This is a genomic window from Micromonospora sp. WMMD1274 (assembly GCF_049179035.1).
In the GTDB taxonomy this organism is placed as follows: domain Bacteria; phylum Actinomycetota; class Actinomycetes; order Mycobacteriales; family Micromonosporaceae; genus Micromonospora; species Micromonospora tulbaghiae.
Genome location: NZ_JBMHMG010000001.1, coordinates 4,973,835 through 4,998,503, shown reverse-complemented (window position 1 = coordinate 4,998,503; position 24,669 = coordinate 4,973,835). Strand labels below are relative to the sequence as shown.

Annotated in this window: 22 protein-coding genes and 1 pseudogene; 9 read left to right on the top strand and 14 right to left on the bottom strand. The window is 72.4% G+C overall.

Features of this window, described 5'->3' with window-relative positions:
• Window positions 1-120 precede the first annotated feature (120 nt).
• The gene (locus ACN27D_RS23775) at window positions 121-1,593 is read left to right on the top strand and encodes an NAD-dependent malic enzyme (RefSeq protein ID WP_421500022.1); all 1,473 of its coding nucleotides are present in this window, start codon (window positions 121-123) and stop codon (window positions 1,591-1,593) included.
• Window positions 1,594-2,148: 555 nt separating this feature from the next.
• Here ACN27D_RS23775 and dapF read toward each other — a convergent pair.
• From dapF to ACN27D_RS23760, 3 genes are read right to left on the bottom strand one after another with little or no spacing between them, the layout of a single operon-like run.
• Window positions 2,149-2,994 (bottom strand): diaminopimelate epimerase, encoded by an 846-nt coding sequence (gene dapF, locus ACN27D_RS23770; RefSeq protein WP_421500021.1) that lies wholly within the window; start codon window positions 2,992-2,994, stop codon window positions 2,149-2,151.
• A gap of 7 nt (window positions 2,995-3,001) precedes the next feature.
• Entirely contained in the window at window positions 3,002-4,021 is a 1,020-nt protein-coding gene (gene miaA / locus ACN27D_RS23765; RefSeq protein WP_421500020.1) for a tRNA (adenosine(37)-N6)-dimethylallyltransferase MiaA, read from the bottom strand.
• Window positions 3,904-4,623 carry a hypothetical protein gene (locus ACN27D_RS23760; RefSeq protein ID WP_421500019.1) on the bottom strand — a complete coding sequence of 240 codons (720 nt, stop codon included), beginning with the start codon at window positions 4,621-4,623 and terminating at the stop codon, window positions 3,904-3,906. The genes miaA and ACN27D_RS23760 overlap by 118 nt, the downstream gene beginning before the upstream one ends.
• 204 nt (window positions 4,624-4,827) lie before the next feature.
• On the opposite strand from ACN27D_RS23760, the gene ACN27D_RS23755 reads away from it, so the two are divergent.
• Together ACN27D_RS23755 and ACN27D_RS23750 are read left to right on the top strand one after the other, a co-directional pair.
• Complete coding sequence (locus ACN27D_RS23755) at window positions 4,828-6,036, top strand: DUF349 domain-containing protein (protein WP_120571050.1); 1,209 nt, start codon at window positions 4,828-4,830, stop codon at window positions 6,034-6,036.
• 331 nt (window positions 6,037-6,367) lie between these two features.
• Complete coding sequence (locus ACN27D_RS23750) at window positions 6,368-7,990, top strand: cellulase family glycosylhydrolase (protein WP_421500018.1); 1,623 nt, start codon at window positions 6,368-6,370, stop codon at window positions 7,988-7,990.
• A gap of 42 nt (window positions 7,991-8,032) precedes the next feature.
• Here the strand turns inward: ACN27D_RS23750 and miaB are convergent, their stop codons facing one another.
• A complete protein-coding gene (miaB, locus tag ACN27D_RS23745; protein ID WP_421500017.1) occupies window positions 8,033-9,532 on the bottom strand; it encodes a tRNA (N6-isopentenyl adenosine(37)-C2)-methylthiotransferase MiaB in 1,500 nt (499 codons plus the stop codon).
• 52 nt (window positions 9,533-9,584) lie between these two features.
• On the opposite strand from miaB, the gene ACN27D_RS23740 reads away from it, so the two are divergent.
• Window positions 9,585-9,812 carry a DUF2277 family protein gene (locus tag ACN27D_RS23740; RefSeq protein ID WP_396883574.1) on the top strand — a complete coding sequence of 76 codons (228 nt, stop codon included), beginning with the start codon at window positions 9,585-9,587 and terminating at the stop codon, window positions 9,810-9,812.
• A 78-nt stretch (window positions 9,813-9,890) separates the two neighbouring features.
• On the opposite strand, the gene ACN27D_RS23735 is transcribed toward ACN27D_RS23740, so the two are convergent.
• Window positions 9,891-10,370 carry a hypothetical protein gene (locus ACN27D_RS23735; RefSeq protein ID WP_018785973.1) on the bottom strand — a complete coding sequence of 160 codons (480 nt, stop codon included), beginning with the start codon at window positions 10,368-10,370 and terminating at the stop codon, window positions 9,891-9,893.
• Between the two features lie 213 nt (window positions 10,371-10,583).
• On the bottom strand, window positions 10,584-11,573 hold the full coding sequence (gene selD / locus ACN27D_RS23730) for a selenide, water dikinase SelD (RefSeq protein ID WP_120571054.1): 990 nt from the start codon (window positions 11,571-11,573) through the stop codon (window positions 10,584-10,586).
• A 198-nt stretch (window positions 11,574-11,771) separates the two neighbouring features.
• Between selD and ACN27D_RS23725 the strand changes: the two genes are divergently transcribed.
• From ACN27D_RS23725 to ACN27D_RS23710, 4 genes are all read left to right on the top strand, one after another.
• On the top strand, window positions 11,772-12,527 hold the full coding sequence (locus ACN27D_RS23725) for an amino acid ABC transporter ATP-binding protein (protein ID WP_120571055.1): 756 nt from the start codon (window positions 11,772-11,774) through the stop codon (window positions 12,525-12,527).
• A 50-nt stretch (window positions 12,528-12,577) separates the two neighbouring features.
• The gene (locus tag ACN27D_RS23720) at window positions 12,578-13,513 is read left to right on the top strand and encodes a glutamate ABC transporter substrate-binding protein (protein WP_121685686.1); all 936 of its coding nucleotides are present in this window, start codon (window positions 12,578-12,580) and stop codon (window positions 13,511-13,513) included.
• Window positions 13,514-13,591: 78 nt separating this feature from the next.
• Window positions 13,592-14,248 (top strand): amino acid ABC transporter permease, encoded by a 657-nt coding sequence (locus ACN27D_RS23715; protein ID WP_013284735.1) that lies wholly within the window; start codon window positions 13,592-13,594, stop codon window positions 14,246-14,248.
• Window positions 14,245-15,120 carry an amino acid ABC transporter permease gene (locus ACN27D_RS23710; RefSeq protein WP_121685690.1) on the top strand — a complete coding sequence of 292 codons (876 nt, stop codon included), beginning with the start codon at window positions 14,245-14,247 and terminating at the stop codon, window positions 15,118-15,120. Before ACN27D_RS23715 ends, ACN27D_RS23710 begins: the two co-directional genes overlap by 4 nt.
• A gap of 74 nt (window positions 15,121-15,194) precedes the next feature.
• Here the strand turns inward: ACN27D_RS23710 and rny are convergent, their stop codons facing one another.
• The 8 genes and pseudogenes from rny to ACN27D_RS23670 all read right to left on the bottom strand — a co-directional run bounded on the left by rny (window position 15,195) and on the right by ACN27D_RS23670 (window position 23,928).
• On the bottom strand, window positions 15,195-16,961 hold the full coding sequence (rny, locus tag ACN27D_RS23705) for a ribonuclease Y (RefSeq protein ID WP_121685685.1): 1,767 nt from the start codon (window positions 16,959-16,961) through the stop codon (window positions 15,195-15,197).
• A 1,009-nt stretch (window positions 16,962-17,970) separates the two neighbouring features.
• The gene (locus ACN27D_RS23700; RefSeq protein WP_421500016.1) at window positions 17,971-18,675 is read right to left on the bottom strand and encodes a 3-keto-5-aminohexanoate cleavage protein; all 705 of its coding nucleotides are present in this window, start codon (window positions 18,673-18,675) and stop codon (window positions 17,971-17,973) included.
• Window positions 18,676-18,721: 46 nt separating this feature from the next.
• Complete coding sequence (locus tag ACN27D_RS23695; RefSeq protein WP_120571062.1) at window positions 18,722-19,414, bottom strand: regulatory protein RecX; 693 nt, start codon at window positions 19,412-19,414, stop codon at window positions 18,722-18,724.
• 11 nt (window positions 19,415-19,425) lie between these two features.
• Complete coding sequence (recA, locus tag ACN27D_RS23690) at window positions 19,426-20,475, bottom strand: recombinase RecA (RefSeq protein WP_073830227.1); 1,050 nt, start codon at window positions 20,473-20,475, stop codon at window positions 19,426-19,428.
• Between the two features lie 185 nt (window positions 20,476-20,660).
• Window positions 20,661-20,861 (bottom strand): DUF3046 domain-containing protein, encoded by a 201-nt coding sequence (locus tag ACN27D_RS23685; protein ID WP_120571064.1) that lies wholly within the window; start codon window positions 20,859-20,861, stop codon window positions 20,661-20,663.
• Window positions 20,852-22,164, bottom strand: a pseudogene (locus ACN27D_RS23680) (MFS transporter). The gene ACN27D_RS23685 and the pseudogene ACN27D_RS23680 overlap by 10 nt, the downstream one beginning before the upstream one ends.
• Before the next feature lie 70 nt (window positions 22,165-22,234).
• Window positions 22,235-23,377 (bottom strand): acyl-CoA dehydrogenase family protein, encoded by a 1,143-nt coding sequence (locus ACN27D_RS23675; protein WP_421500015.1) that lies wholly within the window; start codon window positions 23,375-23,377, stop codon window positions 22,235-22,237.
• A 20-nt stretch (window positions 23,378-23,397) separates the two neighbouring features.
• Window positions 23,398-23,928, bottom strand: a complete 531-nt coding sequence (locus ACN27D_RS23670) for a hypothetical protein (RefSeq protein ID WP_421500014.1) — start codon at window positions 23,926-23,928, stop codon at window positions 23,398-23,400.
• 83 nt (window positions 23,929-24,011) lie between these two features.
• Between ACN27D_RS23670 and ACN27D_RS23665 the strand changes: the two genes are divergently transcribed.
• Complete coding sequence (locus ACN27D_RS23665) at window positions 24,012-24,668, top strand: 4a-hydroxytetrahydrobiopterin dehydratase (protein ID WP_252454439.1); 657 nt, start codon at window positions 24,012-24,014, stop codon at window positions 24,666-24,668.
• The last annotated feature ends 1 nt before the right edge of the window (window position 24,669 follow it).

Sequence of the window (24,669 nt, the reverse complement as noted above, 5' to 3'; positions counted from 1 at the left end):
GGGCGCACGTGTGTTATGCCCGCGACGCTACCCACTGGTAGCGGGGGCGGATGCCGGGCGACCTGGGCAGGCGAGTAGAAATGCCAGTCGAGCCGCTCAGCGCCGACGGAGGAGTTTCTCGTGGCCAACACACGACTGCCGAGTGCCGGATTCTCCATCACCATCCGGATCGCGGTACCCGCCGACGCCACCTCCATCGGCCGGCTCACCACCGCCGCCGGCGAGGCCGGGGCCATCGTCACCGCGCTGGACGTGGTCGACTCCGACCCCGCGCACGTGATCGTCGACCTCACCTGCGACACCGCCGACGCCGGCCACGCCGACCAGGTCGTCGACGCGCTCACCGCGCTCGACGGGGTGGACGTGCGCAAGGTCTCCGACCGCACCTTCCTGCTGCACCTCGGCGGCAAGATCGAGGTCACCCCGAAGGTCGCGCTGCGCACCCGCGACGAGCTGTCCCGCGCGTACACCCCGGGTGTGGCCCGGGTCTGCATGGCGATCGCGGAGAACCCGGCCGACGCGCGCCGGCTCACCATCAAGCGCAACACCGTCGCCGTGGTCAGCGACGGCACCGCGGTGCTCGGCCTGGGCAACCTCGGGCCGGCCGCGTCGCTGCCGGTGATGGAGGGCAAGGCGGCGCTGTTCAAGCGCTTCGGCGGGGTGGACGCCTGGCCGGTGGTGCTGGACACCCAGGACACCGACGAGATCGTGGCGATCGTCAAGGCGATCGCGCCCGCGTACGGCGGGATCAACCTGGAGGACATCGCCGCGCCGCGCTGCTTCGAGATCGAGGCCCGGCTGCGCGAGGCGCTGGACATCCCGGTCTTCCACGACGACCAGCACGGCACCGCGATCTGCGTGCTGGCCGCGCTGACGAACGCGCTGCGCGTCGTGGGCAAGCAGCTCGCGGACGTCCGGGTCGTGGTCTCCGGCGCCGGCGCGGCCGGCACCGCGATCATGAAGCTGCTGCTGCGTCAGGGCGTGGGCGACATCATCGCGTACGACCGCCAGGGCGCCCTGCACCGCGGCCTGCCGGACCTCAACCCGGCCTGGCAGTGGCTGGCCGAGAACACCAACAAGGAGAACTACTCCGGTGACCTGGCCGGCGCGGTACGCGGCGCGGACGTGTTCATCGGCGTGAGCGCGCCGAACCTGCTCACCGGTGAGGACGTCTCCCAGATGGCGAAGGACTCGATCGTCTTCGCGCTGGCGAACCCCGACCCGGAGGTGGACCCGCGGGAGGCGCGCAAGTACGCCGCGGTGGTCGCCACCGGCCGCTCGGACCAGCCGAACCAGATCAACAACGTGCTCGCCTTCCCCGGCGTGTTCCGCGGCATGCTCGACGCGCACGCCGAGGAGTTCACCGAGGAGATGGCGCTCGCCGCCGCGCGGGCCATCGCGGACGTGGTCGGCGAAGACAAGATCAACCCGACGGTGATCGTGCCGAGCGTCTTCGACTCCCGGGTCGCCCCGGCGGTGGCCGCCGCGGTGCGGGCCGCCGCCCAGAACCCGGCCGCCACGCCGGCCCCGGCGGCCGACCCGGGCCCGGCCGACCTTCCCGAGATCGCCGCCAACGCCAGCGCCACCCCCTGACCCAGGCACGCCCCAGCCCCTCGCGGCGCCTCTGCACAGGCCAGCGCCCTCTCATGGGCACCTTCCTGCTGGGGGCACCGCCTCACAGGGCACCGCCTCGCGGGGGGCGCTTCGCGGGGCAACACCTCCCACCGGGGCGGCGCGTGCGCACCCGCACCCGCATAGTCAGGCGTCCCCGGCGCGTCCACACGAGATCTTGGAAGGAAACGGCCCTCAGAGGGGCCCGAATCTTCCAAGATCTCCAGCAGCGGCTCGCCTTGACGGGACAAGTCAGGCAGAAGGACCCATCGCCGCCGCTTGATCGACTCCACTTCCCCGAAGTGGTGGCATCAGCACCCTTGATCAACACCACTTCGCCGGGGTGGTGGCATCAGAGGCCCCACGACACCACCACTTCCCCGAACTGGTGTTGATCATGCGGGTAGCAGCACGGGACGGCCGGCCCGCGAAACACCACTCAGCCCGGGTGTTGACCAAGGAGTTCGCGTCACCAGAGCCTGGAAATCCGCCACAAACTCCTTGATCAACCGGCAGAGGCACCGAAGGCGGGAACGGTCAGGGAGTCAGGGCGGACGGGGTCAGGGTGCCGGTCGCCACCAGGACCGCCGGGCCGGAGAGCCAGCACGAATCGGCCGTCACGGTGACCGTCAGCCGACCGCCGGGCACGTCCACAGACACCGTGCCGGTGTCCAGGCCGGCGTCGCGCAACGCCACCGCCGCCACCGCGCACGCGCCGGTCCCGCAGGAGAGCGTCTCGGCGGAGCCGCGCTCGTACACCCGCATCAGCACGTGCCCGTCGGTGCCGTCGACCGGCTCGCCCGGCGTGGTGAACTCGACGTTCACCCCGGACGGGAACGCCGAGGCGTCGACCTCGGGCGCGCGGGTGAGGTCCAGCCCGGTGAGTTCCAGCGCGGCGGGCAGCGCGCAGACCAGGTGCGGGTTGCCGACGTCCACGGCGGTGCCGGCCAGCGTCAGCCCGCCGAGCGTGGCGGTCGCCGTGTCGTACAGCCGGGGGCGGCGCATCTCGACCGCCACGTCCGTGCCCTCGACGCGGGCCCGCACCAGGCCGGCGCGGGTCGCGATCGGCAGCGTCCCGCCCGACGGGGCGGCCAGCGAACGGTCCAGCAGGTAGCGGACGAACACGCGGGCCCCGTTGCCGCACATCTCGGCGAACGAGCCGTCGGAGTTCCAGTAGTCCATGAACCACTCGGCCTCGCCCGCCAGCGCGACGCCCTCGGGGTGCTTGGCGGCCCGTACGACGCGCAGCACGCCGTCGCCGCCGAGGCCGCGCCGCCTGTCGCAGAGCGCGGCGACCAGGCCGGGTGTCAGGTCGAGGGCGCCGTCCGGGTCGGGCAGGATGACGAAGTCGTTGCCGGTGCCGTGACCCTTGGTGAACTCCACGCCCCCATCATCGCCGATGCTCGGCGACCACCCGCAGGGCAGTGTCGAGAAACGCGGGCGAGGCCGAGTCCAGCCAGTGGATGCGCGGGTCACGCCGGAACCAGGAACGCTGCCGCCGCACGAACCGGCGGGTGGCGCGGATCGTCTCCTCGTGCGCTTCGGCCTCGGTCATCTCGCCGGCCAGGAACCGCAGCACCTGCTGGTAGCCGAGCGCCCGGCTGGCCGTCCGCCCCTCGGGCAGCCCTTCGCCGACCAGCGCCCGCACCTCGTCGACCAGTCCGTCGGCCCACATCCGGTCCACCCGCAGCGCGATCCGCTCGTCCAGGAGCGGGGTGTCCAGGTCGACGCCGAGCTGCACGGACGGGTAGTACGGCGTGGGTGACGGCAGCGACGCGGTGAACGGCGCGCCGGTCAGCTCGATCACCTCCAGCGCCCGCACGATCCGCCGCCCGTTGGTGGGCAGGATGCTCGCCGCCGCGCCCGGGTCGGCCTCGGTCAGCCGCGCGTGCAGCGGCAGGGGGCCGACCGCCGCGAGTTCCGCCTCCAGCCGCTCCCGCAGCGCCGGGTCGGTGCCGGGGAACTCGAACCGTTCCAGCACCGCCCGCACGTACAGCCCGGAGCCGCCGACCAGCAGCGGCACCCGGCCCCGGGCCAGGATGTCGTCGACCGCCGCGCGGGCCAGCGTCTGGTATTCCGCGACGCTGGCCGGCTCGGTGACCGGCCAGATGTCCAGCAGGTGGTGCGGCACGCCCTCACGCTCGGCCGGCGTCAGCTTGGCGGTGCCGATGTCCATGCCCCGGTAGAGCTGCATCGAGTCGGCGTTGACCACCTCGCCGTCGAGCGCGTGCGCCAGCGCGATGCTCAGCGCCGACTTCCCGGCCGCGGTCGGCCCGACCACCGCCACGACTGTCACGACCGCTCCCAGTTCGCCACGAAGTAGGCAACGCCGTAGGGGGCGCGGTGGTAGCTCAGCTCGCCGCGCCAGTCGCCGCCCGCCGCGCCGACCGCGCCGGCCAGCACCTGCCACGGCGCCCGCCCGGCGACCCGCAGCTCGGCGGACAGCACCGGGTCCAGGCCGCGCAGGGCGTCGGCGTCCACGACCGCCAGCGCCGCGGCGACCCCCTCGTCGTACGCCTCGGCGCGCGGGTCGTCGTACCCCGGCGCCTTGACGCCCCGGCAGGCGGACCCGTCGCCGAGCACGAGCAGCGCGATCCGCGGATCGTCGTCGAGGATCAGGCTCGCGCCGAACGCCGCGCACTCGGCCGGTGTGGCGTCGTGCGCCACGGAGCGGGCCAGCCGGGGCAGCTCGGTGCCGGAGCGGTTCAGCAGCCAGGCGCCGATCGTCAGGCTCAGCGGCAGGACCTCACCACCGGAGCAGGAGGTCTTCCACAGCCGCACCGGCCGGTCGAGCCCGAAGCGCCGCAGCGAGCCCCAGTCGGCGGCGTTGAACCGGACCGTCTCCGGCCCGCCGCCGACGAGCAGGATCGCCTCCGGCTCGGCGGCGAGCAGCCGGGCGACGGCGGCGTCGGTGGCGGCGCGCAGGTCGTCCAGCTCGGGCGCGGCGGCGCCGGCCAGCTCGGGCACGATCAACGGCGGGTGGGGGCAGACGGCGGCGGCGACCAGGGGCACGCCCCCAAACCTATCGGGGCCCCCCGGTGCGTCCCCGCGCCGATCCGGTCATCGGGGGCGTACAACACCGTATGGTCACGGTCGGCGACAGGCGCTCGACACGGACGGGGGCGGACCTGTGACAATGCCGGGAGAAAGTTTGCTGCGCCGTGGCGGCGAACGAGGGGGCTGTCCCCTCGACGCCGGGAGAACGAGGATGGGCACATGAGCGACTGGACTGCCTTCGGACGGGTCGACGAGGACGGCACCGTCTACGTCAAGACCGCCGAGGGCGAGCGGGTGGTCGGATCCTGGCAGGCAGGGGCACCGGAGGAAGGGCTCGCCCATTTCGCCCGGCGCTACGCCGATCTGGTGACCGAGGTCGACCTGACCGAGGCGCGGCTCAACTCGGGCGCGGCTGATGCCGGCCACTCCCTGACCACGATCCGCCGGATCCGTGGGTCGCTGGCCGAGGCGCACGTGGTCGGTGACATCGACGCCCTGGCCGCCCGCCTGGACAAGCTGGCCACCGTCGCCGAGGAGAAGGCCGGCGAGGCCAAGGCGGCCCGCGAGGCCGCCCGGGGCGAGGCGCTGGCGCGCAAGACCGCCCTGGTCGAGGAGGCCGAGAAGCTGGCCGCCGAGTCGACCGGCTGGAAGACCGCCGGTGACCGGCTCAAGGAGATCCTCGACGAGTGGAAGACCATCCGCGGCGTCGACAAGAAGACCGACGGTGAGCTGTGGAAGCGGTTCGCGGCCGCGCGGGACGGCTTCACCCGCCGCCGGGGCGCCCACTTCGCCTCCCTCGACCAGCAGCGCAAGCAGGCGCAGACGGTCAAGGAGGAGTTGGTCGCCGAGGCGGAGAAGCTCAAGGAGTCCACCGACTGGGGCGTCACCGCCGGTCAGCTCAAGGACCTGATGGCCCAGTGGAAGGCCGCGCCGCGCGCCGCCAAGGAGGCCGAGCAGAAGCTCTGGGAACGGTTCCGCGCCGCGCAGGACGAGTTCTTCACCCGCCGCAGCGAGGTCTTCTCGGCGCGCGACAACGAGCAGCGCGCCAACCTGGAGCGCAAGCAGGCGCTGCTGGCCGAGGCCGAGGCGCTGGACGTCGACGGCGACCCGAAGGGCGCCCAGGCGAAGCTGCGGGAGATCCAGGCGCAGTGGCACGAGGCCGGCCGGGTGCCCCGCGAGGCCGCCGCCGGGCTGGAGCGCCGGCTGCGGGCCGTGGACGACAAGGTCCGCGAGGTGATGGACTCGGCGTGGCGGCGCACCTCCAAGGAGGACAACCCGCTGCTGGCGCAGATGCGCGCCCAGGTCGCCGAGGCCGAGGACCGGCTGGCCCGGGCCCAGGCCGCCGGTGACGCCCGCCGGATCAAGGAGGCCGAGCAGGCGCTCGCCTCGAAGCGGCAGTTCCTCCAGCTCGCCGAGCAGGCCGGCTGACGGAAGCACCCCGGCCGGGCAGGCCGGCGGACAGACACATCGGGTGAGCCCCCGGCCGGGTCGGCCGGGGGCTCACCTGCGTCCGGGCCGGGTTGACGCATCGAGGTGGGCTGATCAGAATGAGCGGCGGAGCCAGGTTCAGGCACCGGCACGAGGGCACCGACGGCTGATCTGCGCCGTCGACGATCGCCGGTGTGACATCTCGCGGGTGGCCGTCCACACGACACGGCCCGGCGCGCGCTGCGCGCGTACTCGATGACGAGCGGGACGTGCCTCCTGGTCCTGCCGCCCGCGGCGCCCGTGCGGCGCGGGCATCCGAAGTGGAGCTTCCATGCACCGACGCACCGTCCTCGGCGGCGCCCTGACGGCGCTCGCCACCGCAGCGGCCGGCGTTCTCGTCGCCGCCGCCGTCTCCACCGCACCGGCCGCCGCGGCGGCCGGCGGCACCGGCACCGGTTACCTGCACACCAGCGGCAACAAGATCGTCGACAGTACGGGCGCGACCGTCCGGCTGACCGGCATCAACTGGTTCGGGATGGAGACCGACAACAAGACGTTCCACGGCCTGTGGTCGAGCAACCCGTGGCGCTCGCAGCTCGACACCATGGCCCGGCTGGGCTACAACACGCTGCGCATCCCGTACTCGAACGACGCGCTCAAGTCCGGCGCGACCGCGACCGGCATCAACGACTTCGTCAACCCGGACCTGATCGGGCTGTCGCCGTTGCAGATCCTCGACAAGGTCATCGACTACGCGGGCAGCAAGGGGATGCGGGTCATCCTGGACCGGCACCGGCCCACGTCGGCCGGGCAGTCGCCGCTCTGGTACACCTCGACCGTCTCCGAGGCGACCTGGATCAACGACTGGAAGATGCTGGCCCAGCGGTACGCCGGCAACACCACTGTGATCGGCGCGGACCTGCACAACGAGCCGCACGCCGAGGGCACCAACCCGGCCGCCACCGGCGCCTGCTGGGGCTGCGGCGACACCGCCCGGGACTGGCGGCTGGCCGCCGAGCGGGCCGGCAACGCGATCCTCGGCGTGCAGCCCAACTGGCTGATCTTCGTGGAGGGGGTGAGCTGCCCGAGCGGCGGCCTGTCGAACGTCTGGGACAACGACCCCAGCAACGACGAGGACTGCGGCTGGTGGGGCGGCAACCTGTCCAAGGCCGGGCAGTTCCCGGTCCGGCTGAACGTGGCGAACCGGCTGGTCTACTCGCCGCACGAGTACGCCACGTCGGTCTACCGGCAGGCCTGGTTCGACGACCCGTCGTACCCGGCGAACATGCCGGCCATCTGGGACAAGTACTGGGGCTACCTCTACAAGCAGAACATCGCGCCGATCATGATGGGCGAGTTCGGCACCACGCTCCAGGACCCGAAGGACAAGATCTGGCTGCAGAACCTGATGGCGTACACCGGCACCGGCGTGAACGGCATGTCGTTCACGTACTGGTCGTGGAACCCGAACTCGGGTGACACCGGCGGCATCGCCAACGACGACTGGACCACGATCAACCAGCCGAAGCAGGACATCCTCACGCCGTACCTGATCCCGCCGACCGGCGGCGGCGGCACCACCAGCCCGTCCCCCACCGGCACGCCGAACACCTCGCCGGCGCCGACCACCCCGCCGCCTCCGGTGACCGGTGGCTGCACCGCCACCTACAAGCAGATCAACTCCTGGGCGGGCGGCTTCCAGGGCGAGCTGACCGTCAAGAACACCGGCACCGCCGCGGTGAACCCGTGGTCGGCCACCTGGACCTGGCCGTCCGGGGTGACGCTCGCCAGCGGCTGGAACGCCACTGTCACGCAGTCCGGCACCACGGTGACGGCGGCCGCGCCGGCCTGGGCGTCGTCGCTGGCGCCGGGCGCGTCGGTCACCGTCGGCTTCACCGCCAACGGCACCGCCGCGACGCCGGGCAGCGTGAAGCTCAACGGCACCGCCTGCTGAGGCAGTGACGGCGGGGGCCCCGCCCCCGCCGTCACGCTCGGCTCAGTGCGCGGCGCAGCCGCCTACCGGGGCGGGTGGGGCGGCCGGGGCGCCGATCGTCGGCAGGCCGAGCAGCACCCCGGGGGTACGCGGAACCTGTCCCGCCTCGGCCGCGTCCCCGGCCCGGGTACGCCGGTGCGCCAGCGGCGCGCCGTCGGCGTTGAGGTGGTGCGGGGCGGCGTACGTGACAGTGGTGTGCACGATGTCGCCGGGACGGATCCGCCCGGCCAGGTCACCGGTGGCGAAGTGCACCAGCCGGCCGTCGCGGGCCCGGCCGGACATCCGGCCGGTGCGCTCGTCCTTGCGGCCCTCGCCGACCGCCACGAGCACCTCGACGGTCTCGCCGACCAGCTTCTTGTTCTCCGCCCAGGTGATCTCCTCGACGCAGGCGATCAGCCGCTCGTAGCGCTCCTGCACGACCTGCTTGGGCAGCTGGCCGTCCATGGTCGCGGCCGGGGTGCCGGGGCGCTTGGAGTACTGGAACGTGAACGCCGACGAGAACCGCGCCTCCCGCACCACGTCGAGCGTGCGGGCGAAGTCGGCCTCGGTCTCGCCCGGGAAGCCGACGATGATGTCGGTGGTGATCGCCGCGTCCGGCATCGCCGCCCGGACCTTCTCGATGATCCCCAGGTAACGCTCCGACCGGTACGAGCGGCGCATCGCCCGCAGCACGTCGTCCGAGCCGGACTGCAACGGCATGTGCAGCGAGTGGCAGACGTTGGGCGTCTCGGCCATCGCGGCGATCACGTCGTCGGTGAAGTCCTTCGGGTGCGGGCTGGTGAACCGCACCCGCTCCAGCCCGTCGATGTCGCCGCAGGCGCGCAGCAGCTTGCCGAAGGCGTACCGGTCGCCGAACTCGACGCCGTAGGAGTTGACGTTCTGCCCGAGCAGCGTCACCTCCAGCACGCCGGAGTCGACCAGCGCGCGCACCTCGGAGAGGATGTCGCCGGGGCGGCGGTCCTTCTCCTTGCCGCGCAGGGAGGGCACGATGCAGAACGTGCACGTGTTGTTGCAGCCGACGGAGATCGAGACCCACCCGGCGTACGTCGACTCGCGCCGGGTCGGCAGCGTGGAGGGGAAGACCTCCAGCGACTCCAGGATCTCGACCTCGGCCGCGGTGTTGTGCCGCGCCCGGTCCAGCAGCGCCGGCAGCGAGCCGATGTTGTGCGTGCCGAAGACGACGTCCACCCAGGGCGCCTTGCGGACGATGTCGCCCCGGTCCTTCTGGGCCAGGCAGCCGCCGACCGCGATCTGCATCCCGGGGTGCTTCGCCTTCACGGGGCGCAGATGACCCAGGTTGCCGTAGAGGCGGTTGTCGGCGTTCTCCCGGACCGCGCAGGTGTTGAACACCACCACGTCGGGCTGCTCGTCGGCCTCCGCGGCGCGCACGTACCCGGCATCCTCGAGGAGGCCGGAGATGCGCTCGGAGTCGTGCACGTTCATCTGGCAGCCGTACGTACGCACCTGGTAGGTGCGCGGGCTGCCCGCGGCTGCGGTAGTCATGACCCGGACAGCGTATCCGGGTGGAGCCGATCGGATCGAACGAGGAGGAGCCGTGTGCCGGAGCATCAAGACCCTGCGTGAGCCGTACGTCCCGGTGGTGACCGAGGAGGACATCCGCGCCGCCGCGTTGCAGTACGTCCGGAAGATCTCCGGATTCCGTACCCCCGCCGCCCACAACGCCGCCGCGTTCGACGCCGCGGTGGACGCCGTGGCCGCCGCCACCGCGACGCTGCTCGACCAGCTCGTGGTGCGGGGGCAGCAGCCGGCGACCCGGGGCTGAGCCCGGGGCCGCCACCGCTCGCCGCCGGCGGGGACACGGCGGCGAGCACCGCTCAGGGGTGCCCGCCGGCGTCCGCGCTCAGGCGGCGGCGAGCGCCGGGGCGACCGTGTCGGGGGCCCACCGGGAGCGGTGGCACTGCGACCAGCCCCGGCAGCGCGCGTCGGCGACAGTGCAGAGCCGGTGGTGGCTGAGCACCTCACCGTCGTCGGTGTCGGCCACGTCGAAGTGCACCGGCCGGATCGTGCCGTCCGGCGCGACCAGCAGGTGCCGGCCGGCGTCGAGCGTGTCGTCACGCGTCAGGCAGTTGCGGCCCAGCAGCCGGGCCAGCGCCGCGATCGCGGGCAGCTCGGTCAGGCTCTCGGGCACGCCGTAACAGTCGACCACCGTGCCGTACAGCCCGGGTGCCTCCCACACGTCGCAGACCACCGCGTACGCGGGGAGCCGCATCGGGTCGGCGACGGCCATGGGCATCACCACCCGGCCGAGCGCCTCGGCCAGTGCCGGGTAGACCTCCACCGGCTCGCCGCCGTCGATTCTCCAGTTCCACAGCTCGGTCATGCCGCCTCCTCGCTGCGCTCGTTCCACCGGCCTCCGGATCGGGCCTTAATGACGATGGTGGGGTGCATTTGACCTCAGCCGGGCGCAAGTTACCGGTCTGTGACCATTCCGGGCAAAATTCCCTCGGGCGACGTTGCCCAGAGTAGCTGGAAGATGACAGTTTATCGGGTACGGTGCCGCGGCGACGGCCGGCCGCGCCGCGACGATCGAGGCTCAGCGCACCCGGATCAGATGCTCCGAAGCAGGCAGCAGCTCACCGATCACCGTGCCGCCCGGCACCTCACCGGCGACCAGCAGGCCACCGGAGGTCTGCGCGTCGGCGAGGAGCAGCCGCTCCCCCTCGTCCGCACCGCCGAAGTCGGTCCACGGCATGACCCACTCCAGGTTGCGCCGGGTGCCACCGCTGACGTACCCGTCGCGCAACGCCTCCCGCGCACCCGGCAGGTACGGCACCGCCGCCGCGTCGATCGCCACCGTCAGGCGGCTCGCGCGGGCCAGCTTCGAGGCGTGCCCGAGCAGGCCGAAGCCGGTCACGTCGGTGCCGCAGCGGATGCCCGCGGCCACCGCCGCGCGGGCCGCGTCCCGGTTGAGCCGGGCCATCGACTCGACCGCCTCGGGGAAGCGCTGCCCGGTCTGCTTGTGCCGGGTGTTGAGCACGCCCACCCCGAGCGGCTTGGTCAGCGACAGCGGCAGCCCGGCCCGCCCGGCGTCGAGCGTGATCAGCTCCTCCGGCCGGACCACGCCGGTGACCGCCAGGCCGTACTTCGGGCCGTCGTCGTCCACGCTGTGCCCGCCGGCCAGGTGGCAGTCCGCCTCCCGGGCCACGTCCAGACCGCCGCGCAGCACCTCGCGGGCCATCTCCGGCGGCAGCACCCCGCGCGGCCAGCAGAGCAGGTTCAGCGCGACGAGCGGGGTGCCGCCCATCGCGTACACGTCGGAGAGCGCGTTGGCGGCGGCGATGCGCCCCCAGTCGTAGGCGTCGTCGACCACCGGGGTGAAGAAGTCGGCGGTGCTCACCAGGCCCGTACGCTCGTCCAGCCGGACCACCGCCGCGTCGTCGCCGTTCTCCAGGCCGACCAGCAGGTCGGCCGAGCCGCCGGTGGCGCCGAGACCGGCGACCATCGCCTCCAGCTCGCCGGGTGGGATCTTGCAGGCGCAACCGCCACCGCGGGCGTAGTCGGTCAGCCGGATCGCGTCGGTCATCCCCTCATGATCTCGGGCCTGCGGCGACGGCGCCACTCGGCCCACCCTCGGGTGACGAAATTCGGACGGGCCGGTACGCCCGTGACCGGTGTTACCGCTCCGTGACCATCTGAGTTGCGTTCTGCCACATCACCCCGCCTACAGTTGCCCAACCGGGGGTCGACCGACCCCCGAATTCCGCCATGGACGACAGGGACGGTGGACGACGTGACGACGGGCGACCCGCTGATCGTGCTCGACGGGGTCAACAAGTGGTTCGGGCCGCTGCACGTGCTCGACGACGTGTCCCTCTCCGTCGACCGGGGCGAGGTGGTCGTGGTGATCGGCCCGTCCGGCTCCGGCAAGTCGACGCTCTGCCGCACGATCAACCGGCTGGAGCCGATCGACTCCGGCACCATCACCTTCGACGGGCAGCCGCTTCCGGCCGAGGGCAAGCCCCTGGCCAAGCTGCGCAGCGAGGTCGGCATGGTGTTCCAGTCGTTCAACCTCTTCGCGCACAAGACCATCCTGGAGAACGTCGCGCTGGGGCCGGTCAAGGTCCGCAAGGAGAAGCCGGCCGCCGCCCGTGAGCGCGGCCTGGCCCTGCTGGACCGCGTCGGTATCGCCAACCAGGCGGACAAGTACCCGGCGCAGCTCTCCGGCGGTCAGCAGCAGCGGGCGGCGATCGCCCGCGCGCTGGCCATGCAGCCCAAGGCGATGCTGTTCGACGAGCCGACGAGCGCGCTGGACCCGGAGATGGTCGGCGAGGTGCTGGACGTGATGACGTCGCTGGCCCGCGACGGCATGACCATGGTCGTGGTGACCCACGAGATGGGCTTCGCCCGGCACGCGGCCAACCGGGTCATCTTCATGGCCGACGGCAAGCTGGTCGAGGACGCGCCACCGGCCGAGTTCTTCGCGAACCCGCGCAGCGAGCGGGCCAAGGACTTCCTCTCCAAGATCCTCACCCACTGAGCGTCCGTAGTGGAGTCGTCCCGTCGACTCCGTCGAAGAAGGAGATGATTATGCGTTACAAGCGCGTGGCGGCGGTCGCCATGATGGCCTCGCTCGCCCTGTCCGCGGCCGCCTGTGGCAAGGAGGGGGACCCCGCTCCCAGCGGCGGCGGCAACGCCAGCGGTGGAGCCCAGGGCGACAGCTGCAGCAGCTCGGGCGTGACCTTCACCCCCAAGACGGACGCCAACGTCGCCGGCAGCCCGGCCTTCGAGAAGATCAAGTCGGCCGGCAAGGTCGTCATCGGCGTCAAGTTCGACCAGCCGAACCTCGGCTACAAGGACGCCCAGGGCAAGCGCTGCGGCTTCGACATCGAGATCGCCCAGTACGTCGCCAGCACCCTCGGCGTCGACCCGGCGAAGATCGAGTACAAGGAGATCGCCTCCGCCAACCGGGAGACCGCGATCAAGGGTGGCGAGATCGACTACTACGTCGGCACCTACTCGATCACCGACAAGCGCAAGAACGACGTCTCCTTCGCCGGCCCGTACTTCGTCGCCGGCCAGGACCTGCTGGTCCGCAAGGACGAGTCGTCGATCACCGGCAAGGACACGCTCAAGGGCAAGAAGGTCTGCTCGGCCACCGGCTCCACGCCGATCCAGAAGATCCGCGACGAGGGCCTGACCGAGGGCGAGAACATCGTCGAGTTCAAGACCTACTCCGAGTGCGTCTCGCAGCTGCTCGACAAGAAGGTCGACGCGGTGACCACCGACGACGCCATCCTCAAGGGCTACGCCGCGCAGAACCCGGACGAGCTCAAGGTCGTCGGCCAGCCGTTCAGCACCGAGAAGTACGGCATCGGCCTGCCCAAGGACGACAAGGCGCTGCGTGACTACGTGAACGACCAGATCGAGGCGGCGTTCACCGACGGCACCTGGAAGAAGATCTACGACGGCACGCTCGGCAAGTCCGGCTCGCCGGCCACTGCGCCGCAGCTCGAGCGGTACTGACGGTCCGCACCGACGTCGGACCGGGCGGGGAGGTCCTCCTCCCCGCCCGGTCCCGTCTGGAGAGAGTGAGAGCGAGGTATGGGCGAGTTCTTCCGCGTCCTGACGGACAACGCGAGCCTGTTCCGCGAGGGGTTCTACAACACCGTCAAGTTGTTCCTGATCGCCGGCGTCGGCAGTCTCGTCCTCGGCATGCTGCTCGGCGCGATGCGGGTGTCCCCCGTCCCCGCGCTGCGGGCGTTCGGCGCCACCTACGTCAACCTGGTGCGCAACACTCCCCTGACGCTGGTGTTCGCGTTCCTCGTCTTCGCGGTGCCGAAGCTGGACGTCAACATCGACTACTTCAACAGCGCCTGCATCGCGCTGATCGCGTACACCTCGGCGTTCATCTGCGAGGTGGTCCGCTCCGGCGTGAACACGGTAGCCACCGGGCAGGCCGAAGCGGCCCGCGCGCTGGGCATGACATTCGCCCAGGTGCTGACGCTGATCGTGCTGCCGCAGGCGCTGCGGGCCATGGTCCCGCCCATGATGAGCGTGCTCATCGCCATGCTGAAGAACACCACGATCGCCGCCGGCTTCTCCGTGCTGGAGGCCGGCGCCATCCCGGCGTACATGTCGGAACGGGGTGAGCCGCAGTTCATCGTGCTCACCTGGATCGTGATCGGCTTCCTGATCCTGATCATCCCGCTGGTGGTGCTCCAGCGGATCCTCGAGCGCAAGTGGGCGGTGGCCCGGTGAGCAGCAGCAGCGTCCTCTACGACATCCCCGGCCCGAAGGCCCGCAGGCGCAACCGGATCCTCGGCATCGTCTCGATCGCGGCGATCGTCGCGCTGATCGCGTTCGTGGTCTACAAGTTCGACCAGACCGGCCAGTTCGAGGCCCGCAAGTGGGAACAGTTCCAGTACGCGGCCGTGCAGCGGGAGCTGCTGAACGGCCTCTGGGCGACGCTGAAGGTCGCCGCCGTCGCCACCGTGCTGGCACTGCTGTTCGGCGCGTTCTTCGCCAGCGCCCGGCTCAGCGACAAGGTGTTCTTCCGGGCGCCCGCCACGTTCGTGGTGGAGCTGTTCCGGGCCATCCCGCTGCTGATCCTGATCTTCTTCGGCTACTACGTGCCGCTGCAGTACGGCTGGCCGATCGACAAGTTCTGGGCGCTGGTCATCGGGTTGACGCTCTACAACGGCTCGGTGCTGGCGGAGATCTTCCGCGCCGGCATCAACGCCGTGCCGTACGGGCAGTCCGAGGGCGCGTACGCGATCGGCATGCGCAAGAACCAGGTGCTACGGCTGATCCTGCTGCCGCAGGCGTTCCGGTCGATGCTCCCGGCGATCGTGAGCCAGCTCGTCGTGCTGCTCAAGGACACCGCGCTCGGCTTCATCATCACGTACCCGGAGCTGCTGTTCGTGGGCAAGCAGATCGGCGGCCGGCTAGCGTTCGGCCTGCCGTACGTGCCGACGTACCTGATCGTCGCGGCCATCTACATCGCCATCTGCGGCCTGCTGTCGGTGCTGGCCTGGTGGCTGCAGAAGCGGCTGACCCGGCTGCCGCGCACCGCGGCCAAGCCGGTGGCGGCCACGCAGACCGACGGTGGCACCGGCGCCACGCCGCTATGAGCTGACGTCGTCCGACGGACACGGAACGGGCGGGTGGGGTTCTCCCCCACCCGCCCGTTCTCGGTCTTGCCGGTCTAGCGGGCGATCTCGGTGACCCGGGACTCGCGCACCACCGTCACCCGGATCTGACCCGGATAGGTCAGCTCCTCCTCGATCTGCTTGGCCACGTCCCGGGCCAGCACCGCCGCGCCGATGTCGTCCACGTCGTCCGGCTTGACCATCACCCGGATCTCCCGGCCCGCCTGCATGGCGAAGACCTTCTCCACGCCCAGCTTGCCGGCCGCGATCTCCTCGATCCGCTCCAGCCGCTTGACGTACGCCTCAAGGCTCTCCCGCCGCGCCCCCGGCCGCCCGCCCGAGCAGGCGTCCGACGCCTGGGTCAGCACCGCCTCGATGGTCTGCGGCGGCACCTCGTTGTGGTGCGCCTCGATGGCGTGCACCACGTCCTCGCTCTCGCCGTACTTGCGGGCCACGTCCGCGCCGATGATCGCGTGACTGCCCTCCACCTCGTGGGTGAGCGCCTTGCCGATGTCGTGCAGGAACGCGCACCGCTTGATCGTCGGCACGTCCAGCCGCAGCTCGGCGGCCATCACCCCGGCGATGTGCGCGGTCTCCACCAGGTGCTTGAGCACGTTCTGCCCGTACGACGTCCGGTAGCGCAACCGGCCCAGCAGCGTGACCAGCTCCGGGTGGATCTCGGTGATGCCGACCTCGACCAGCGCGTCCTCGGCGGCCCGGAGGCACAGCTCCTCCACCTCCTGCCGGGCCAGGTCGTAGACCTCCTCGATCCGGTGCGGGTGGATCCGGCCGTCGAGCACCAGCTTCTCCAGCGTGACCCGGCCGACCTCCCGGCGTACCGGGTCGAAGCACGACAGCAGCACCGCCTCGGGGGTGTCGTCGATGATCAGGTTGACGCCGGTGACCGACTCGAAGGCGCGGATGTTGCGCCCCTCCCGGCCGATGATGCGCCCCTTCATCTCGTCGCCGGGCAGGTGCAGCACGCTGACCACACTCTCCGCGGTCTGCTCGCTTGCCACCCGCTGGATGGCGTCCACCACGATGTTGCGGGCGCGCTGCTCGGCGCTGCCCCGGGCGTCCGCCTCGATCTCCCGGACCAGCAGCGCGGCCTCCCGCTTCGCCTGCCCCTCGATCGAGTCGACCAGCTCGGCGCGGGCCGCGTCGGCGGTCAGGCCCGCCACCCGCTCCAGCTCCCGGCGGCGCTGCTCCTCCACCTCGGTCAGCGCCCGCTCGCGCTCGGCCAGGGCGGCCTCCCGGGCGGCGAGCGCCGCCGTGGCGGCGGTGAGCTGCCGCTCCCGCTCGGCCAGCCGCTCCACCTCCTCGGTGTGCAGCCGCTCCCGCTCGTCCATCCGGGCGGCCCGGCGCTCCACCTCGGCGGCCTGCTCCCGGGTGGTGGCGGCCAGCACCGCCACCTCCCGCTCGCCGCTGCGCCGCGCGGTGGCACGCAACTGCTCGGCGTCCGCCTCGGCCTGCTTGTGCGCGCGCTCCAGCACCGTGTCCGCCTCGGCGCGGGCGTCGTCGAGCACCCGCCGCGCCTCGGCCCGGGCCGCCTTCGCCTCCGCCTTGGCGGCGGCCGCCTCGGCCCGCGCCGCCGCGGCCGCGGACTTCGCCACGTCGATGGTGCTGTTCACCTCGTCGGCGGCCGTCCGCAACGCCGCGAGGGACTGCTCCTGCCGGTCCTTCTCCGCGATGAAGGCCGGGTCCTCCGGTGCGGGCGCCAGGCTGAGCCGCTTGAGGGTCCGCACGCCGAACAGCACGGCGCCGACCACCACCACGACCAGCAGCAGCACGACCAGAAGGAGGACGACGTCGAAGGCGCTCATCGAGCCGCTCCGCACCGGTACGCGGACGCGCTCGCCCGCCGGGCTCCGGTGTCATGCCCTGCTCCGGTGGTCCGGCCGGGGTCCCCGTTCCGCCCCGCCCCGGTCGCTCGGCCGGCGTTGCCGGCGCGTCGGGGCCCGGTGGCCGGGTTGTCACCCTCCGGGGAGGGATCGGGGCCGTGTGGCAGACCGCCGGTGAACCTGTGCCGCCCTGCCATGGCCGCCTCCCCCTGAACGTCGGCGCCGCAGGACACGCGCGAAGGACACGCGCCTGCGGCTCTGGACGCCCGACCGGAGCGGCTGGCTGTGGGCAGCTTTCCGTCGGCGGTGTCCCCTGTGGGGCACCGCTGGCGGGCCGGTTGCAGTTGTCGGAGGCTCCGGGGTCTCCGGAGCGCCCGTCAAGGGCCGGTGTAGCTGGCCAAAGTGATGCTGTTCTGTTACGAGATCTATGTTGTGCGCTTAGCCTGCGCTGGTCGGGCAAAGTGAGCCTGTATGGCGAGGCTAGGTCGCGAGGGGCCGTTCGGTCAAGGAGTCATGATCAAACCACCCGGACGGAGAGAAGTTGCAGCGTCACTCAGCGGTGATCAGATGCCGGACAGGCCCGGACAAACCCCGCCCCTCAGCGCCACTGCTCGCCGCTCCCGGCCTGCTCAGGCCCTCTGCCCCATCGACGCCGCCCGCCACCCGCCCACACGATCAAGGAGTTGACGTCACCCCACGGCTCCTCCCGTGACACAAACTCCTTGATCACCGCGCCGAGCCGACCGGGCCGTCGCAGGCACGCCGGCGAGGGAGGCGCGACGGCCCCTCGGCCCGCCCCTCCCCGCACGATCATGAGGTTGACGGGCTCGATCATGAAGTTGGCCTGGACAAAACGGACGGGAAGTGCCGTCAACTTCATGATCAACCGGGCTGGGGCGGGCTGGGGCGGGCCGGGTCGGGCCGGGCGGGGCTGGGGCGGGCGCGACCGGGCCGGGCGGGGCTGGAGCGGGCGGGACCGGGGTGGGGTGGGTCAGGGAGCGGCGGTGGCTCGGGCTGTGGTTACCAAGGTGGCGTTGTCGGGGGCCTGGGTGCCGTCGGGTAGCAGCAGCGTGTCCTCCAGGCCGATCCGGGTGTGCAGGCCACGCCGGACCGCCTCGGCGTACACCGGCCAGGTGGCCGGACCCTCGCCGTGCAGCAGCACCGGCGGGTGCTCGCCGGGCAGCGCGCCGAGGATCGCCGCCGCGTCGGCGAGCGCCGTCTCGACCTGCTCGGCCATGCACTCGACGAGGATCCGTCCGGTGGGCGTGGACCAGCGGCGCCAGGCGTCGATCGCTGACGGCGTCCACAGACCGGCCTCGATCATCACGCCGCGCTCGTGCAGGGCGGCGGCGACCTCGGCCGCTCCGGGTTCGTGGGCGTTGACCGAGGCGAAGTCGGGCAGCACCGTCCAGGCGCGGACGGCGGCGACCCGCGCGGCCGGGTCGGGGACGATCCAGGCGCCGGTGCTCACGCCGACCGGCAGGCCGGGACGGGCGTCGCGGATGGCGGTGACCGCCGCGGCGATCACCGCCGGGTCGAGCGACTCGGTGCCGCTGTCGTCGCGCGGGTGCACGTGCACCGCCGCCACCCCGACGGTCGCGCAGCGCACCGCGTCGGCGGCCAGTTCGGCCGGAGTGAGCGGTACGGCGGGGTGCTCGTCCCGCCGTCGTGTGCCGTTGAGACACGCCTTCAGCACCGGTGTGCGCCTCTCCTGGGTCGGCGGCCGCGACAAGGGCGGCCGGTCAGTCGGGCCGGCGGGAGTCGAGGTCGTTCTCGGCGTCGGCCATCGCGTCGGCGTCGATGTGCTCGGCGAACTCGGCCGCCTCGGCGCTCTGCGCGGCCAGCGCGTCCTTCACCGCCCGGATCGCCACCCCGGCCGGGTAGCCCTTGCGCGCCAGCATGCCGACCAGGCGCCGGAACACCGCGTCGGGCTCGCCCCGGGTGCTGCGCAGTTTGCGCTCCACCAGGGCGCGGGCGGTCTGCGCCTCGGTCTCCTCGTCCAGCCCGTCCAGGGCCGCGCCGGCCACCTCGCCGTCGACGCCGCGCTGGCGCAGCTCGTTGGCGAGCGCACGGCGGGCCAGCCCGCGGCCGTTGTGCCGGCTGCTCACCCAGGCACGTGCGAAGGCGGCGTCGTCGACGATGCCGACCTCGTCGTACCGGTCGAGGACCTGCTCGGCGACCTCCTCGGAGATGCCGCGGCGGGCCAGCGCACCGGCCAGCTCGGCCCGGGTACGCGGGCGCACCGCGAGCTGCCGCAGACAGATCTCCCGGGCCACCTCGGCCTCGTCGCGCGGCGGAGCCGGAGCCTCCCCTGCATCGGGCTCCGCCGCGCGATCACGGCGTCCCCGGCGAGGCCGGGGCGTACCTGTGGCGTCGCCCGTACGGGGTGGGCCGGCATCCCAGCCCCGGCCCGTACGGGCGCGTCGTCCTGCCACGGGTCAGCGGATCAGAAGTCGACCGGCGGCAGCTCCGGGCCGCCGGTGGCGTCACCGGCACCGCCGGTGCCGACGCCGAGCTTCTCCAGGATCTTCTTCTCGATCTCGGCCGCCACGTCCGGGTTCTCGCGGAGGAACTCGCGGGCCTTCTCCTTGCCCTGGCCGAGCTGGTCACCGTCGTAGGTGTACCAGGCGCCCGACTTGCGGATGATCGCCTGCTCCACGCCGACGTCGATCAGCGAGCCCTCGCGCGAGATGCCCTTGCCGTACATGATGTCGAACTCGGCCTGCTTGAACGGCGCGGCGACCTTGTTCTTCACGACCTTGACCCGGGTGCGGTTACCGACCACGTCGGTGCCGTCCTTGAGGCTCTCGATGCGGCGCACGTCGAGCCGGACCGAGGCGTAGAACTTCAGCGCACGGCCACCGGTGGTGGTCTCCGGGCTGCCGAACATCACGCCGATCTTCTCGCGGAGCTGGTTGATGAAGATCGCGGTGGTGCCGGTGTTGTTGAGCACACCGGTGATCTTCCGCAGCGCCTGGCTCATCAGCCGGGCCTGGAGGCCGACGTGGCTGTCGCCCATCTCGCCCTCGATCTCGGCGCGCGGCACCAGGGCCGCCACCGAGTCGATCACGATGATGTCGATCGCGCCGGAGCGGACCAGCATGTCCGCGATCTCCAGCGCCTGCTCGCCGGTGTCCGGCTGGGAGACCAGCAGGGCGTCGGTGTCGACGCCGAGGGCCCGCGCGTACTCCGGGTCGAGCGCGTGCTCGGCGTCGATGAACGCGGCGATGCCGCCGGCGCGCTGGGCGTTCGCCACCGCGTGCAGGGCGACGGTGGTCTTACCGCTGGACTCCGGACCGTAGATCTCGACCACGCGGCCGCGGGGCAGACCGCCCACGCCGAGCGCCACGTCGAGCGCGATGGAGCCGGTCGGGATGACAGCCGTCTGCACGACGGGCCGCTCCCCCAGCCGCATCACCGAACCCTTGCCGAACTGCTTGTCGATCTGAGCGAGAGCAAGGTCGAGCGCCTTCTCCCGGTCAGGCCCTGCTGCCATCGTTGCCACCCCTGCCTTCGCCGGCGTCTTTCCTGAGCTTCGCGTCACGCGGGACACGCTAGGCGCTGGGTCCGACAGAAAACCAGCCGACGGGCCGTGAGCTGTGGACGAGCACCCCGCTGTGGACAATAGCCGAACAGGTGTACGACTGGGCAAGCGACACGCGGGATCGACGAAAAGGCTGCTCAGCGTAGTCGGGCGGGCACCCGGTCCGGGTATGCGGCGACCACGGCACGCCACACCACGTGCGTTTCCTCACCGGCGGCGAGGGCCTGCTCGATGGTCCGCCCGCCGAGCTGGGGCAGCACCTGGTCGCTGGCGATGCTGGCCGCGTACCCCGGGCCGAACGCCTCCTCCAGCCGCGTCCAGAAGTCGGTCAGCCGCACGTGTTCAGTCCTCCTCGTCGAGTGGTGCAGTGCCGGTACGGCGCAGCGCCAGCGCCACCAGCGGCACCACCGCGATCGCCGACAGCAGGGTGAGCGTCGGGTACCCCACGGCTCGCATGACGAACCCGCTCGCCGCCGCCGCGCCCGCCCCGGCCAGCCCCATGAGCAGGTCGGACAGGCCCTGCACGCCGGGCCGGTCGGCGGTGGGCACCGACTCCGACAGCAGCGTCGAGCCCGCCACCATCGTGCCCGACCAGCCCAGCCCGAGCAGCGTCAGCCCCACCGACAGCAGCGGCGTGTGGTGCCCGGCGGTGCCGGACACCGCGCACGCGGCCAGCAGCAGCGCCACCCCGCCGAGGATCACCGGGCGCCGGCCGACCCGGTCGGTGAGCCACCCCACCACCGGCGACAGCGCGTACATGCCGGCGATGTGCAGGCTCAGCACCAGGCCGACCACCGGCAGCACGTCCTCGTCGGAGTGCCACTCGCCGAGGTGCACCGGGGTCATCGACATCACCGCGACCATCACCAGGTGCCCCACCGCGACAGCGGCGATGCCGAGGCGGGCGGCCGGCCGCCCGCGTACCGTGCGCCACGCGGCGACCATGCCACCGCGGCGGGTGACCGCCGGTGCGGCGCCCGGCGCCGGCTCGGCCGCCGTCAGCCGGCGCGCGGTGAGCAGCGGGTCCGGCCGCAGCAGGACCAGGAGTACGACGGCGGTGAGCGTGAACGCGACGGCGCTGAAGGCGAACGGGCCGGCCAGCGCCGGCAGGCCCCAGCCCCGGGTCGTCTCGTCGGCGAGCGCGGCGAAGTTCGGCGCGGCCACCGCGCCGATGGTGGTCGCCCACACCACCAGCGAGAGCTGCCGCCCCCGGCGCTGCGGCTCGGCCAGGTCCACAGCCGTGTAGCGGGCCTGGAGGTTGGCCGCCGTGCCGCCGCCGAACAGCAGCATGCCGACGAAGAGCAGCGGCACCAGGCGCGTCACGGTGGCGACCACCACCAGCACGCCGCCGACCGCGCCGACCGCGTACGCGAGGACCAGCCCCGGCCGTCGGCCACGCGCGGCCATGAGCCGGGTGACCGGGATGGCGAGCAGCGCGGCGCCGACCACACCGGCGCTCTGCGCCAGCCCGGCCAGGGCGGTGCCGGCCACCCGGGCGGCGAGCAGCGCGCCGACCGAGATGCCGATGGTGACGCCGATGCCGCCGATGATCTGGGTGAGGAACAGCAGCCGGACGGTACGCCGCTGGATGCCGGCGACGTCGGGCCGGGGCGGGGCCGGCGCGGTCAGGTCGGTGGACATGCGCGCTCCTGGTGAGGACGGATGCCCTCATCCTCCCCCGCCGGTCCGTCCGACCGGCAACCCGGTTTCGCTACAGGCCGAGGCCCCGGCCGATGATCTCCTTCATGATCTCGGTGGTGCCGCCGTAGATGGTCTGCACCCGGCTGTCCAGCCACGCCTTCGCCACCGGGTACTCCGCCATGAAGCCGTAGCCGCCGTGCAGCTGCACGCACCGGTCGGCCACCCTGGTCTGCAGCTCGGTGGTCCACCACTTGGCCTTCGCCGCGTCGGTCACCGACAGGCGGCCCGCGTTGAACTCGGCGATGCAGTGGTTGACGAACGTGCGCGCGATCGTGACCTCGGTGTCCAGCTCGGCCAGCAGGAACCGGTTGTGCTGGAACCGGCCGATCGGCCGCCCGAACGCCTCGCGGGAGCGGGCGTACTCGATGGTGAGCGCGAGCAGCTTCTCGCAGGCCGCCACCGCTGCCACGGCGATGCTCAACCGCTCCCGGGGCAGGTTGGCCATCAGGTGGTAGAAGCCGTGGTTCTCGGTGCCGATCAGGTTCTCCGCCGGCACCCGGCAGTCGTCGAAGAACAGCTCGGCGGTGTCGTTGGCCTTCAGGCCGACCTTCGCCAGGCGGCGGCCCCGGCTGAAGCCCGGTGTGCCGCTCTCCACCACGACCAGGCTCACCCCGTGGGCGCCCTGGTCCGGCGCGGTCTTGACCACCACGACCACCAGGTCGGCCATCTCACCGTTGGTGATGAACGTCTTCTGCCCGTTGAGGACCAGGCTGTCGCCGTCGCGCACCGCGCCGGTGCGGATGCCGGCCAGGTCGCTGCCCGCGCCCGGCTCGCTCATCGCGATCGCGGTGACCAGGTCGCCGGAGCAGAAGCCCGGCAGCCACCGCTTGCGCTGGTCGTCGGTGGTCAGCTCGGTCAGGTACGGCGCGACCACGTCGTTGTGCAGCCCGAACCCGAGGCCCGAGCACCCGGACGCGACGATCTCCTCGTCCAGCACCGCGTTGAACCGGAAGTCGCGCTGCCCGCCGCCGCCGTACTCGGGGTCGACGTCCGGGCCGAGCGGCCCGGCGGCGCCGGCGGCCCGCCACACCTCCCGGTCGACGATCCCGTCGGCCTCCCAGCGCTCGTGGTGCGGCACCGCCTCCCGGGTCAGGAACCGGCGGCACAGGTCGCGGAACTCGTCGTGGACGGGCTCGTAGAGATGCTGCTCCATGGCGGCCAGTCTGGCACCGCTCACCCGTCCTGGACAGGGGTGAGCGCCGCTCGCAGCCGGCGCTCCCGGCGGCCGGTACGCACGGCTTCGGCCAGCACCGCGACCAGGACGATCCCGAACCCGACCCCGGCAAGTTCCCACCCGGCGCGGATGGCGAGCACGATCAGCGGGCCGAGCAGCACCACGCCACCGGCCGCCCCGAACAGCGCTCCCCGGCGTACCGCGGACAGGTCGTCCGTCACCGCCGCACGCCCCGCCTCGTCGGCGGGCGGCTCACCCCGGCGCAGCGCGGTCTCGGTGACCGCCCAGGCGGCGGCCCGGTCCGCCTCGGCGGGGCGCGGCTTCCCGAACCGGCTCAGCGTGAAGAAAAGCGCGAACCCCCAGATCACCGCGCCCAGACCGGCGCGGACCACCGCGACCTGCGCGGACCCGTCCCACTCCTCCCAGAGCCGGACGGGCAGCCAGAGGAGGCCGGCGAACAGCATGGAGGCCACGTACGGGCCGGGAGCGCCGAACCGGAGCAGTGACACACGAGGTCGGGAGTCGGCCATGCCCGGATCGTATCCCTGCGTGTCGATCCGTGAGCCCTCTGTGGACGGTGGCGGACGGGCGGCGGACAGACCAGGATGGCCGGATGAGCACACTCACGGGGAAACAGGTCGCCGAGGCCGGGCTGGACGGGTGGACGTACCTGCTGGGGGCGTTGCAGACGCGCATCCGTACCCCCGATTTCGCAGCCGGACTGGCGTTGGTGGCCGCGGTGGGCGCGGAGGCCGAGCGGGTCGACCATCATCCTGACCTGGACCTGCGCTACACCCACGTCGACGTGCGGCTGTGGTCGCACGACGCGGGCGGCGTGACCCAGCGTGACCTGCGGCTGGCCCGGACGATCTCGGCGCTGGCCGCCGACGCCGGGCTGACCCTGTCGGCGGCCGGGCTCGCCCGCCTGGAACTCGCGCTGGACACCCCGGAGCACGCGGCGGTGCTGCCGTTCTGGCGGGCGGTCCTGGCCTGGCGGTCGCCGGGCGGCCGGGGCCCGGACGACGACGAGGTACGCGACCCGGACGGCGTGCTGCCGACGGTCTGGTTCCAGCGTTCCGGCCGGGACGAGCCCCGGCAGCGGTGGCACCCGGACGTGTGGGTCGACCCGGCCGAGGTGGACGCGCGCATCGCTGCGGCGCTGGCGGCCGGCGGCACGCTGGTCAGCGACGCGGAGGCGCCGAGCTTCTGGGTGCTCGCCGACCCGGACGGCAACCGCGTCTGCCTCTGCACCTGGCAACAGCGCTCCTGAG